The 11,853-nt window shown below is 55.7% G+C and carries 11 protein-coding genes and 2 pseudogenes; 1 reads left to right on the top strand and 12 read right to left on the bottom strand.

All coding sequences use genetic code 11. The features are described 5' to 3' along the window. Window positions 1-94: 94 nt before the first annotated feature. A pseudogene (locus ACZ1HE_RS03130) lies at window positions 95-251 on the top strand (IS6 family transposase); the annotation flags it as partial. Window positions 252-319: 68 nt separating this feature from the next. Here the strand turns inward: ACZ1HE_RS03130 and ACZ1HE_RS03125 are convergent. From ACZ1HE_RS03125 to ACZ1HE_RS03070, 12 genes and pseudogenes are all read right to left on the bottom strand, one after another. Continuing rightward, a pseudogene (locus ACZ1HE_RS03125) lies at window positions 320-2,118 on the bottom strand (IlvD/Edd family dehydratase). Window positions 2,119-2,282: 164 nt separating this feature from the next. After that, a complete protein-coding gene (locus ACZ1HE_RS03120) occupies window positions 2,283-3,050 on the bottom strand; it encodes an HpcH/HpaI aldolase family protein (protein ID WP_461406285.1) in 768 nt (255 codons plus the stop codon). Between the two features lie 49 nt (window positions 3,051-3,099). Beyond that, window positions 3,100-3,900, bottom strand: coding sequence for an NAD-dependent epimerase/dehydratase family protein (locus ACZ1HE_RS03115; RefSeq protein ID WP_472619513.1), 801 nt, complete (start codon window positions 3,898-3,900; stop codon window positions 3,100-3,102). 30 nt (window positions 3,901-3,930) lie between these two features. Continuing rightward, on the bottom strand, window positions 3,931-4,800 hold the full coding sequence (locus ACZ1HE_RS03110; protein WP_472619512.1) for an amidohydrolase family protein: 870 nt from the start codon (window positions 4,798-4,800) through the stop codon (window positions 3,931-3,933). Continuing rightward, on the bottom strand, window positions 4,797-5,936 hold the full coding sequence (locus ACZ1HE_RS03105) for a mandelate racemase/muconate lactonizing enzyme family protein (protein ID WP_472619511.1): 1,140 nt from the start codon (window positions 5,934-5,936) through the stop codon (window positions 4,797-4,799). The genes ACZ1HE_RS03110 and ACZ1HE_RS03105 overlap by 4 nt, the downstream gene beginning before the upstream one ends. After that, a complete protein-coding gene (gene eda / locus ACZ1HE_RS03100) occupies window positions 5,933-6,586 on the bottom strand; it encodes a bifunctional 4-hydroxy-2-oxoglutarate aldolase/2-dehydro-3-deoxy-phosphogluconate aldolase (RefSeq protein ID WP_472619510.1) in 654 nt (217 codons plus the stop codon). The genes ACZ1HE_RS03105 and eda overlap by 4 nt, the downstream gene beginning before the upstream one ends. An 87-nt stretch (window positions 6,587-6,673) precedes the next feature. After that, a complete protein-coding gene (locus ACZ1HE_RS03095) occupies window positions 6,674-7,417 on the bottom strand; it encodes a ribonuclease activity regulator RraA (protein ID WP_472619509.1) in 744 nt (247 codons plus the stop codon). A 16-nt stretch (window positions 7,418-7,433) separates the two neighbouring features. Continuing rightward, complete coding sequence (locus ACZ1HE_RS03090; RefSeq protein ID WP_472619508.1) at window positions 7,434-8,357, bottom strand: sugar kinase; 924 nt, start codon at window positions 8,355-8,357, stop codon at window positions 7,434-7,436. A 72-nt stretch (window positions 8,358-8,429) separates the two neighbouring features. Beyond that, window positions 8,430-9,173, bottom strand: coding sequence for an SDR family NAD(P)-dependent oxidoreductase (locus tag ACZ1HE_RS03085; protein ID WP_472619507.1), 744 nt, complete (start codon window positions 9,171-9,173; stop codon window positions 8,430-8,432). Window positions 9,174-9,227: 54 nt separating this feature from the next. Continuing rightward, complete coding sequence (locus tag ACZ1HE_RS03080) at window positions 9,228-10,169, bottom strand: NAD(P)-dependent oxidoreductase (protein WP_472619506.1); 942 nt, start codon at window positions 10,167-10,169, stop codon at window positions 9,228-9,230. Further along, on the bottom strand, window positions 10,111-10,545 hold the full coding sequence (locus ACZ1HE_RS03075; RefSeq protein WP_472619505.1) for a GlcG/HbpS family heme-binding protein: 435 nt from the start codon (window positions 10,543-10,545) through the stop codon (window positions 10,111-10,113). Before ACZ1HE_RS03075 ends, ACZ1HE_RS03080 begins: the two co-directional genes overlap by 59 nt. Before the next feature lie 19 nt (window positions 10,546-10,564). After that, a complete protein-coding gene (locus ACZ1HE_RS03070) occupies window positions 10,565-11,851 on the bottom strand; it encodes a TRAP transporter large permease (RefSeq protein ID WP_181892894.1) in 1,287 nt (428 codons plus the stop codon). Between the last annotated feature and the right edge of the window lie 2 nt (window positions 11,852-11,853).

The raw sequence follows: 11,853 nt of genomic DNA, 5'->3' as shown, positions 1-11,853 counted from the left end.
CAAAGCAAAAGAAACGGAATGCCTTATTTGTCGCATTTGCATTGCCAACTTGTTGGCCCGCCGGTTGTCGCTTAGATGGCCGTAGATGGCCGGGATGAAAATATCGCCTTCGCTGCCGCGCCTGAATGGCTATCGTTTCCCCGCGAGATCATCGCTTATGCGATCTGGGCGTGATGGTCAGCCGTGAAACCACCCGACAATGGGTGAATAGGTTTGGCAGGCATTTTACCGAATGCATCAGGCGCTACAGGCTGAGTGAGGCTGGAACGCGTATGTGACGCTGCAAACAATCCCGCTGCGTGCCAATAACTTGTTGAATTCAGTGGTTGTCTCGCGGCAGCGACTTGCGCGCGATGTCGCGATAGGCGTCAGCATTGCGTAGGTTCATGCCCTTGTCAAAAGGTTGCACCAGATCACGGAAGTACTGTTGCCAAGGAGATTGGCTTTCGGGCACGGGATATCCACCGTTTTGGATTAACTGGTCTTTGCGCCGTTCAAGTTCCGCGTCGGAAATCAGAATGTTGACTGTGCAGGTGTTAAGATCAACGCGGATCCGATCCCCTGATTGCAGGACTGCTAGGCCACCATTGTCGGCGGCCTCGGGTGCAGCGTTCAGGATTGAAGGCGAGCCAGAAGTGCCAGATTGGCGCCCATCACCTATGCAGGGCAATTCCTGAACGCCTTGCTTCAAGAGATAGGATGGCGCACGCATGTTCACGACTTCTGCACCGCCGGGATACCCTTTGGGGCCGGTTCCTCGCATAACGAGAATACAACTGGTGTCGATATCCTGAGATGGGTCATCGATGCGCTTGTGAAAATCTTCGGGCCCATCAAAAACAACTGCACGGCCCTCAAACGCGTTGGGATCATCGGGATGGGAAAGATAGGCTTTCGCAAATTCTGGCCCAATGACACTGGTTTTCATCAATGCGCTGTCAAATAGATTGCCCTTTAGGTTGATGAACCCTGCCTTGTCTTTAAGCGGGGCATCAACGGATTTGATGACGTCGGGATTTGTGCTGCGTTGGCGCGCGCAGTTGTCGGCTATACTGTGCCCGTTGACAGTTTTGGCCTCTGTGTGAGGTAGGCGACCCGCTGCAATCAGCTCTGCGATCACGGCAGGAACACCGCTTAGGCGCGGTGGTAATCTTCGCCGAGATATTCGCCTGCGGGCTGTAGATTGACCAAAAGTGGCACATCGTGCCCCAACGCCTGCCAGTCATCATTATCAAGCGGCACACCTAGATGGCGCGCAATAGCATTTAGGTGGATAGGCGCATTGGTGGATCCGCCAATGGCGGAATTTATCACGATAGCATTTTCAAAAGCCGCGCGCGTCATGATGTCTGACGGGCGCAGATCCTCCCACACCATTTCAATGATGCGTTTTCCAGTCTCATAGCTGATCTGACCGCGTTCGCGGTACGGGGCCGGAATGGCCGCCGCGCCTGGTAGCTGCATGCCGAGTGCTTCGGCCAAGCTGTTCATGGTGGTGGCGGTTCCCATAGTGTTGCAGTACCCCACCGAAGGAGCAGATGCTGCGGCGGCTTCCATGAATTCATCAGCAGAGATTTCCCCGGCAGCAAGGCGTTCGCGAGCTTTCCAAATAACAGTGCCAGACCCCGCACGCTTACCCTCGTGCCAACCATTGAGCATCGGCCCCACAGACAGAGCGATGGCTGGAATGTTGACTGTCGAAGCTGCCATCAGAAGCGCCGGTGTGGTCTTGTCACAGCCAATCATCAACACCACGCCATCAATCGGGTAACCGTACAGCGATTCAACCAAACTCAGGTATGCCAGATTACGGTCGAGCATGGCGGTGGGTCGTTTGCCAGTTTCCTGAATGGGATGGACCGGCACTTCGATGGCTGTGCCTCCTGCTGCGATAATTCCGTCGCGTACCCGTTTGGCGAGCTCCAGATGGTGGCGGTTGCAGGGACTTAGGTCGCTGCCCGTCTGTGCAATTGCGATGATAGGTTTACCGGATTGCAGTTCGTCGCGCGTGAGCCCGTAGTTGAGATAACGTTCCAAATAGAGCGCGGTCATTTCCGGATCACTCGGATTGGCGAACCACTGACGTGATCTGAGGTCTTCGGGCTTCATACGTGACATGCGTGCCTCCTAAGTCTTGGTCGTGTGTCGGTTAGTTCTTGCGACCTTTGAGCAAATCAAACAGCGCGAAAAGTGGAGCCTCACAATTCAGCCCCGTGCAGTAGCGGAAACTTGTCAGGCTTCGCGTTTTTGAAATGCGCTCTACAAAATTCACCGCCGACAAACTATGACAGTCCATCACGCACCTGAGCCAAAGCATCTTTCGAAGCAGCAGCCATCAAACGGGCATCCGACGCGATAGTGACGAACTGGAACCCCATTTCGATGCGCTTCAAAGCGTATTCCGGGGTTCCGTTATGGCAGCCTGCGAACTTCCCATACTCTTTTGCCTTGGCGGCTATCAGTTCAATGGCCTCGGCCACGGGGGGCTCGACCTCATCGAATGCCGGGCTGCAACCCAAAGCCAGGGAAAGATCGGAAGGTCCGATGTACACGGCGTCGAGCCCTGGAACCGACAGAATGTCTTCAAGGTTGTCGAGACCTTGCAAAGTCTCGATCATTGCAAAGACGACGATCGTGTCATTGGCATGCTGTGGGTAGTCTGAACCTCCGTACAAGAGGCCTCGGGTCGGCCCAAAGCTCCTTGTTCCGTTGGGCGGGTAGTGTGTCCAGGCCACAAGGTTCTCGGCATCTTCGCGGTTATTGATCATTGGGCAAATAACGCCGTAAGCCCCGGCATCGAGCACCTTCATCAAAATACCGGGCTCGAGCCACGGCACGCGCGTTACTGGGACGGTATCGGTTGTCGAAATCGCAGTGAACATCTCGACCGCCTTTTGGTAGTCGATTACGCCATGTTGGATATCAACAGTAAGTGTGTCCCATCCTTGATGCGCCATGGTTTCGGCTGAGAAACCGCTTGGGATCGCCAGCCATCCGTTGACGACAGGCCGTCCGGCGGCCCAATGCTCTCTAATTTTGTTTGGTCGCATCAGTTTACCTTTTCAGAGTGTTTGCGCATGTGGCCTGATCGTGTTGGCACTATTCTTCAAGAATGCCCTGGCCACAGAATTCTCCGCCTTGATAAACTGCGGAAACTTCGTCTTTCGCAGGTGGGGTGCATTCGGCATCGATGCGGGCGCGAAACGTCTCGGAGTTGTCTTTTGGCTTCCACCCCAGAAAGCTTGTTTCACGATTGTCCCACCAGGATGCGTCGTTGTTCGAAGCGCCGTAGATAATCGGACAACCCAAGCGCGGAATAGTGAAAACCCTCTCGATAAGAGATATCAGATCATCGAAACTCAACCACGTTGCCAGCATGCGATGGTTCTTTGGTTCCGGAAAGGACGACCCAATGCGGACCAATGCTGTCTCGATGCCGAACTTCTCAAAGTAAAGCCGTGCGAGAGCTTCTCCGAAAACTTTTGACACGCCATACAGACCATCGGGCCTTACCGGTGCGTTGGCATCAAGCCGCGTTGTCTGTTCGTGAAAGCCAATCGCGTGGTTTGAACTGGCAAAGAAAATCCTCGGCGTAACCGACGATTTACGGGCCGCTTCATAGAGGTTGAAAACACCGTCGATATTGGATTGTTTAATGGTTTCCCAAGGGGCTTCAATTGATTGCCCCCCCATGTGAACAATCCCATCGCACCCCTCGACCATGGCCTCAACCGCATCTTTGTCGCCCAGGTCACAATATACGATTTCTTCGTTTTCACCGGCGGGGCCAACATCCTCGCGCGCGCCAAGGCGAATGGTGGTGGCGAGGCCGTGCAAGCGAGACCGACAAACCGACCCTAGGTTGCCGTCTGCGCCTGTTATCAAAAGTTTGTTTAGCATGTTCTGTATCTCACTTTTTGCAGGCCGCGATCACGTCGCTACAGATTGGAAATCGTAGAGTTCTTCCGCGTTTTCTACGAGAGCGAGGTGACGCGCGCGGTCGTCTGGAAACCAGCTCAGAACCGTGTCGAGCAACGCGGCGTCATTAGGGTAGTCCGAGGTTTTTGTCGCCGAATTGTGAGGGAAATTCGTTCCCCACACAATGCGCTCGGGGGCATGGGCTGCCATGATCCTCGAAACGTTGGCTACGTCCGAATAATGCGGTTCGCCTTCGATGGAGGACTCATAACAACCAGCAAACTTGAACCAGCATCTGCCACCGTCGACAAGGCGTTTGAGCATTGCGACTTCATCGCCATCAGGCGCGAGGCCCCTTAAGAATTTGCCATGGTGGTCCAACACCCATCTGGACCGTAGTTTTGACAGCCTCTCAAAATGGTCCGAAATGTCCGAGCCATCGAACTGAATGGCAATCATCCAACCCGCGGCAAATGCACGGGCGTCAACCTCTTCGAGCTGGTTGAGCCCAACTGCGCCCCCTGGCAGATCCACGATACGCGTCCCAACGACACCTCCATCCTTGAGCAATTCAAGCTCTGTATCAGAGGTTTCACCGTCTATGGCGGCCACGCCGCGCGCCACTTTCCCGACGTCCTTGAGCGCAGCCAGCAAATTCGCATTGTTGGTCTGATGCGCGTTTCCTTGCGTGATGACAAACCGATCAATGCCAAGCCAACCCATGACTTGTCGGTACTCTGATAAGCCAGGCTGGCCCTCTGGCAGACCAGGACCTCCTGGCAGTGCTGGAAACCCGGACAGATAGACGTGAAGATGTGTATCAATGGCGCCTGCAGGCAGCTTGATCTCAGGGGCACGACCAGAGAAGCTGCGTTCGATCATTCGGGATCTCCCATGGCGAACTCTGCCAATGCATCACGATTGATCTCAATACCCAGACCCGGTTTGTTCGGAATTGCGATCACACCGTTTTCATGTTCGATCGGGTGGGTGATTATCGCCTGCCTGAATGGGTTATGCGTCCGATCAAACTCGAAAATCGGTTCGATTGGATTGCGCCGGGGTGGGTCCGGTAGCAGGGCCGAAACGAACTGAAGGCTCGCGGCGATTTGCACTGCCGTTCCCCAAACATGCGGAACAACACGTACGCCATGTAGAGCCGCCATATCGACGACCCGGCGCATCTCTGAAAAACCGCCAGTGCCACACAAGTCTGGCTGCGCGATATCGATGCATCCTGATTCCAGGGGCTCGCGGAACGCGAACCTGCCATGCCAAGTCTCGCCGCCAGCAACCGGAATAGGCTGACCAGCGCGCACGCGGCGATACGCGTCAAGGTGTTCCGGAATGACTGGTTCCTCGAACCAATCGATATCGTACTCTGCCGCCCGGTTGCCCAGAGTGATCGCTTCTTGGACCGAGTACCCGTGATTTGCGTCGATCATCAGACGAGTATCCGCTCCGATCGCTGCACGCACCGCCTTGATGACTGCAAGATCTTCTTCCACCCCAAAGCCAATCTTGATTTTGACTGCGTGGAACCCTGCAGCGACATGGGCTGCGCATTCCTCGGCATTGTCCGAAATACGATCGACCCCGTCGCGCCGGAATGACCCGGTCGCATATGCCTTTACTGTGTCCCGAACACGTCCCCCAAGAAGCACCGAAACCGGAACGCCAAAGTGGTGACCCTTGATGTCCCACAAAGCGACATCAATTCCTGAAAGCGCGGTCATTGTGAGACCGCGCTGCCCTTGGTCTCGTAGAAGATTATACAGGCCTTGCCAGAGAACTTCCGTATCCAGCGGATTGCGGCCAATCAAATAGGGCGCATAGGCCTTTACGATCGCCGCGTTTGGCTGCGCTGGCCCCAAACATTCTCCCCAACCCGTTGTGCCGTCGTCACAGATAATCTCGACCAAAACATGCTGACGTCGCGCGAAACGAGTTGCTGCGCTCTCGAAGGCGGTCTCAAGCTTGTAGTCGAGAAGATGTGTATGGACCTCGGAAATCTTCATTTACGCACCTCCAACTGGGCCGCGTCCCGAGCCAGGGTCTCGATACCCGCCCAATCGGTCGCTGCGATAAGATCTTTGGGCGCCACCCAACTGCCTCCAGCGCAAACCACGTTCTGCTGCGCCAGATATGAGCCTGCATTGGCCGTGCTGACCCCACCCGTAGGACAGAAGGAAACCTGCGGCAAAGGCGCGCCAATAGCCTTGAGTGCCGATACCCCGCCCGAGGCCTCGGCTGGAAAGAACTTGAGCATATCATAGCCGCGCGCCAAAAGACGCATCGCCTCAGACGCAGTCGCGGCCCCGGGCAGGAGCGGCAATCCTTCGGCTTCACAAGCCGCCAGCAGTTCATCGGTTGCCCCCGGAGAGACACCGAAGGTAGCGCCAGCTTCTTTGGCAGCCCGAACATCTTCGGGGGTTATCAGTGTGCCAGCCCCGACATGCCCACCTGGGACGCCGCTCATGACCCGAATAACCTCGAGAGCGGCAGGGGTGCGCAACGTGACCTCCAGCGTGGGTAAACCGCCTGCGATAAGCGCTTCGGCCAATGGTCGGGCTGTTGTGACATCATCAACCACCAAAACCGGCACAATTGGCGCGAGTGCACAGATTTCTCGGGCCCGTAAACTCGCTGCCTTTGGAGAAATAGTCATCTGGATAAGCTATCCTTTTGGTGGGTGAGCCCTGAGGCGAAATGCGTTCGTCCCAGTATTGGACAATAGGTGATCGCGATTCAGACGTCAGTCAGAGAGCCGTGCGCGCCAGACCTCAAATCGTTCAAGAACGTCTGGGTCGGTTGCAGGATAAAGTCCGATTACGGGGGTGTTTTTTCGCACCTCTTCCAAAACAAAGCGTTCGAAAAGCTCCATTGGGCCTGCCTCGATCGCAATGTCATCGGCAAGATGACGTGGGATAATCATGACACCATCGCTGTCACCCAGAACGATGTCACCGGGATAGACCGCCACACCGCCACACCCGATTGGCAATCCGATATCAACCGCATGATGCTTCGTAAGGTTGGTTGGGGCAGACGGTTTCGCAGCAAAGACTGGCATCTCAAGTGCGGCGGTACCGTCGGCGTCACGAATGCCACCATCCGTGACAACGCCCGCTGCTCCACGCATTTCCAGTCGCGTCAAAAGGATCGAACCGGCCGAGGCCGCCGAGGCATCCTGCCGACAATCCATGACCAATACCGCGCCTTCCGGACATGTCTCCACGGCCACGCGCTGCGGGTGATCTGGCTCACGAAACGCCTCGATCGGGTCGGTATCAGGTCGCGTCGGAATGTAGCGCAGCGTAAAGGCCGGGCCGACAAGGGTGGGCTTGCCCTTGCCCAATGGGGCAACGCCTTGAACATAGGCGTTTTGATAACCGCGTTTGTAAAGCAGCGTGGCCACGGTTGCCGTGCTGACCTTTGACAAGCGATCAAGCGTATCGGGATGCAGTTTGATCGTTTCGGCAGGCTGAGGGTTCGGCATGGGCTGGATCCTTCTGCTAAGGCTGTGGGCAACTGTCGAGCAGGCTTTGGTTGACGGGAACAAGGGCACCTTTGCCTTGCACGACATGCCCCGCCAGTTTGCACGCCAGCGCTATGCTGTCAGGCAAGGGTGTGTCTGATGCCAGCCCCGCCAGAATGCCAGCGTTGAAACTGTCACCGGCCGCAGTCGTATCCACAACCGAGGCCAGAGGCGGAACATGGACAGAGCCCTCTGCGTCACGGGTACGATAAAGGACCGTTTCTGCGCCATTCTTGACAACGGTCGTATCCGCACCCGCGCTTGCATAGCGCTGCAAAGTGGCGGCAGGGTCCATGTCACTGAACCAACGTGCCTCGTCTTCGAACGATGGCAAGGCGATATCGCTAACGGCCGCCGCCTGCATGATAGTATCGGTCATCTCGGACGGGCTGTCCCAAAGATGCGGGCGTAGATTAGGATCAAAGGCAATCCGTTTTCCATCGCGCCGCGCCGACCGAGCAGCGTCGAGTAAGGTGGCGCGCCCTTCAGGATCCAAGATTGCCAGAGTGATGCCCGAGAAATAGATGAGATCTGATTGCGTCATGGCATGGGCGAGTGCTTGCTTGTCTTGCGCCAACAGACGTGCGGCTGACTGACCGCGCCAATAGGTGAAACTGCGTTCCCCGTTGTCCAGCGTGATAAGATACAACCCCACAGAACGGTTTGGCACGATCCGCACCTGCTGGGTATCCACCCCACTTTCGCGCATGGCACCCAGCATCCGGGACGAGATGGCGTCGTCTCCGACGGCGGTAAAATAGGACAAGGGCGTTTCGGGTGTGAGTTGGGCCAGATACCAAGCTGTATTGAACGTGTCTCCGGCGAACCCCATCTGATAGGTGCTTGGCGCGTCAGTAGGGGCCATTTCGGCCATACATTCACCAATCGAGAGAATACGCATAGTCCGGTGTCCAGTACTTTGAAGGTTGACGAACAGTAGCGTTTGACACTTACGCCAACTGTGCTGCTGCGATCACGAGAACAGCATCCCACCATTGATATCAACATTGGTCCCGGTCAGATAGGCCGAGTCCTCGCTTGCCAGAAACGCCACGAGGTTCGCAACATCCTGAGACTGGCCTTGCCGCTTGAGCGGCGCAGCAGCTTCTAGCCCGCGACGGCCTGCATCAGGAGTATGGATGTTATGGAAATCCGTGTCGATCATGCCCGGGCAGATTGCATTGACACGGATATCGGGGCCCAGTTCCTTTGCAAGACTACGGGTGAACGTCATGACTCCGCCTTTTGACGTTGCATAAGCCGACGCACCCGGGCCACCACCGTCGCGACCCGCCTGACTGGCGATGTTTACAATGGCTCCGGATTTCATATGCAGCAGTGCCGCTTTGACCATAAGAAACGTGCTGGTCAGGTTGAGATCCATGACAGCCTGCCAATGCTCAAGCGACATCTCGGTGATTTTCTTGCGCGCGATCAAACCTCCGGCATTGTTCACCAGTATGTCCAGGCTGCCATAGGTATCGACCGTCTTGGCGATCAATGCATCGACCTCTTCGGGTTTGTTCAGGTCGCCTTGCATTGCAAACGCCTGTCCACCGATCTTTTTGATCTCAGACACGGTTTCCTCGGCGCCAGCACTGCTGGCGAAGTAGTTCACCGCTACATTCACCCCTTCGGAGGCGAGCTTGACAGCGCAGGCGCGTCCGATATCGCGGCCACCACCAGTGACAATTGCGGTCTTTCCCTGAAGTCTCATGGTTGTTCTTTCCCATTCAATTGGTGCTGCTACGCGTGACTGATGAATCTGACGCTAAAGCTTGGCAAAGTAGTCGAAGATTTCCGGCACGTTGCCATCGCCCATGCCTGCGTCCGCGGCGGCCTGAAGGTTGTTCGCGGTTCCTTCAGCGATCTCGGCACGCGTGCCCACGTCCTCGGCCAGCTTCAGGAAGTAGCCAAGATCCTTTTTGGCGTTGTTAATCGAAAACCCCAAATCGCTGACACCATCCACAGCGTAGTTCTTACAAAACTGCATAAAGGGGGAATTGGACGGTCCGGCTGACATGATGTCAAAAAGCTGCTGTTTGTTTACCCCTGAGCGTTCAGCCACAGCAAAGGCTTGGCTCATGGTGCAAGCCGTCGTCATACCCATAAAGTTGTTGATGAGCTTGGTCACGTGGCCCGCACCCAGCTCGCCGAGGTGAAAGACATTTTCACCCAGGACATCCAGGACAGGTTTCACCTTCTCATAGGTGGCCATATCCCCAGCTGCCATGATGTTCAGTAAACCATCCTTGGCGTGTGCGGGCGTGCGTCCCAATGGCGCGTCAATCATACCAGCACCTTTTGCGGCCAAGTCTGCACCGATCTTGCGAGTGGACGCCGGGATCGAGGTGCCAAAGTCAATGACCACAGCACCGTCCTTGATGCCCGCCAGAATGCCATCATCGCCGTAGATCAGGCTTTCGACGACGTCCGATGTCGTTACACAAAGCATCACGATATCGCTGTTTTCAGCTAGCTCTCGTGGCGTTGTGACTTCGACAGCACCGCGGTTGACCGTAGCTGCGACAGCTTCCTTGTTTCGACCCATGACAACCAGGTCAAAACTGTTGTTTTGCAGGCACTCGGCCATGTTGCCGCCCATAAGACCGAGGCCGATGAAACCGATGACGGGTTTTGTCATATCTGACTCCTTAAACTCTTTCCAATTGGGCTTCGCAGAGCGTCGTGACCCCTGCCTGAGCGACTTCAAGATCCTGGGCTGGTGAGCCCGAGCTCACTCCGATCCCGCCAACCACCTGGCCTTCGACCGTCACGGGAAGGCCCCCTGCTACGGTCACCATTCTTCCGCCCAGCGTTGAGGATATTCCGTGTGCGGCCATGCCAGGCTGATTTGCTTCAGCAAGAGCATCGGTTCCTTTTTGGATACCGGTTGCAGTGAAGCTCTTGTCGATGGCCAAATTGATGCTTGTGATCTTGCCACCATCCATCCGTTCAAACGCGATGAGGTTGCCGCTTTCGTCTGTGACGGCAATACACATGGGTACGCCGATTTCCTGCGCTTTGGCTCGCGCTCCTGCGATCAACTTGCCCGCGTCATCGATGTCCAGGCGCTTTATTGTCAGCATCGCCTCATTCTCCTTTGATTTACGGGCCAATGATCAGGTTCGGCAGTGTCAGGGATATTGCCGGTACAAAAGTGATCAGCATGAGCGCGGCAAAGATGGCGAGGTAGAAAGGCCAGATCGTTTTGACCGCTTTCTCCATCGGTAGCTTTCCAACGGCGCACCCCACAAATAGGCAGGTCCCGACCGGTGGCGTGCAAAGACCAAGGCCGAGGTTCACCAAAAGGATCATGCCGAACTGGAGCGGGTCGATACCCAGCATGTTCATCACTGGCAGGAAAATCGGTGTGCAGATCAGGATCAACGCGGCCATGTCCATGATCATTCCCAAGAGCAACAGCACAGCGTTGATCATCAACAAGATCAGGATTGGGTTTTCTGTGATACCCAACAGGAATTCGACAGTTTTTGTCGGCACCCGGTTGAACGTCAGCATATAGGCAAAAGCACCGGCACAGGCGATCAGGATCATCACCATAGAAGTTGTGCGCACCGAAGAGATAACGGCGGTTTTGAAGTTTTCCCAGGACAGGCTGCGATAGACAACAAGCGTCACGACAAAAGCATACATTGCCCCGAACGCACCGGATTCAGTCACTGTAAAGACGCCTGACAAGACCCCTCCAACAATGATCACGGCCGTCAACAAGCCTGGGATCGACCCTACAAAGGCGATGGCCAGTGCGGTCCAACCCGGAAATTGTTCGGCCTGATAGCCGCGTTTGACCGCCACGACATAGGCGGCAATCGCAAGGCAGCAACACATTAGGACACCAGGCACAACACCAGCCAGGAACAGTTTTGAGATTGAAACCGCGCCGCCTGTTGCAAGGGCGAAGATGATCATGTTGTGGCTGGGCGGAATGATGATCCCGGCAATTGATGACGTCACTGTAACGTTCACCGCATAGTCGGCATCATAACCTTTGTCTTTCATCACTGGGATCAGGATCGACCCAAGAGCCGAGATATCGGCAATCGCTGATCCGGAAATGCCACCAAACAACATCGACGAAAAGACATTGACGATACCCAGCCCACCGCGCACCGCGCCTACGGCGGCTTGCGCAAACCGAACCAACCGGATCGCGATACCACCGTGAAACATCAGCTCGCCCGCAAAGATGAAAAACGGGATCGCCATTAGGGAAAAGACGTTGATGCCCGACACGATACGCTGGAAGCCAACAAACAGTGGCAATCCTTCAAACCAGAAGGCGGACAATGCAGCGATACCAAGGGCGTAGGCCACCGGGGCACCGATGATGACACAAAGGGCAAAAACCCCCAACAAAATCATGAGTCCCATGA

The organism is Falsiruegeria sp. JB4-1 (genome assembly GCF_055693495.1).
Note: the sequence above shows the minus strand (reverse complement) of the source record. Positions and strands in the feature narration are given on the sequence as shown.

Excerpts from the sequence above, each read along its gene's own strand:
- ACZ1HE_RS03120 (WP_461406285.1), bottom strand. The coding sequence starts at position 3,050 with ATGCGACCAAACAAAATTAGAGAGCATTGGGCCGCCGGACGGCCTGTC.
- ACZ1HE_RS03075 (WP_472619505.1), bottom strand. The coding sequence starts at position 10,545 with ATGCTGACAATAAAGCGCCTGGACATCGATGACGCGGGCAAGTTGATC.
- ACZ1HE_RS03090 (WP_472619508.1), bottom strand. The coding sequence starts at position 8,357 with ATGCGTATTCTCTCGATTGGTGAATGTATGGCCGAAATGGCCCCTACT.
- ACZ1HE_RS03115 (WP_472619513.1), bottom strand. The coding sequence starts at position 3,900 with ATGCTAAACAAACTTTTGATAACAGGCGCAGACGGCAACCTAGGGTCG.
- ACZ1HE_RS03110 (WP_472619512.1), bottom strand. The coding sequence starts at position 4,800 with ATGATCGAACGCAGCTTCTCTGGTCGTGCCCCTGAGATCAAGCTGCCT.
- ACZ1HE_RS03095 (WP_472619509.1), bottom strand. The coding sequence starts at position 7,417 with ATGCCGAACCCTCAGCCTGCCGAAACGATCAAACTGCATCCCGATACG.
- ACZ1HE_RS03085 (WP_472619507.1), bottom strand. The coding sequence starts at position 9,173 with ATGAGACTTCAGGGAAAGACCGCAATTGTCACTGGTGGTGGCCGCGAT.
- ACZ1HE_RS03070 (WP_181892894.1), bottom strand. The coding sequence starts at position 11,851 with ATGGGACTCATGATTTTGTTGGGGGTTTTTGCCCTTTGTGTCATCATC.
- ACZ1HE_RS03105 (WP_472619511.1), bottom strand. The coding sequence starts at position 5,936 with ATGAAGATTTCCGAGGTCCATACACATCTTCTCGACTACAAGCTTGAG.
- eda (WP_472619510.1), bottom strand. The coding sequence starts at position 6,586 with ATGACTATTTCTCCAAAGGCAGCGAGTTTACGGGCCCGAGAAATCTGT.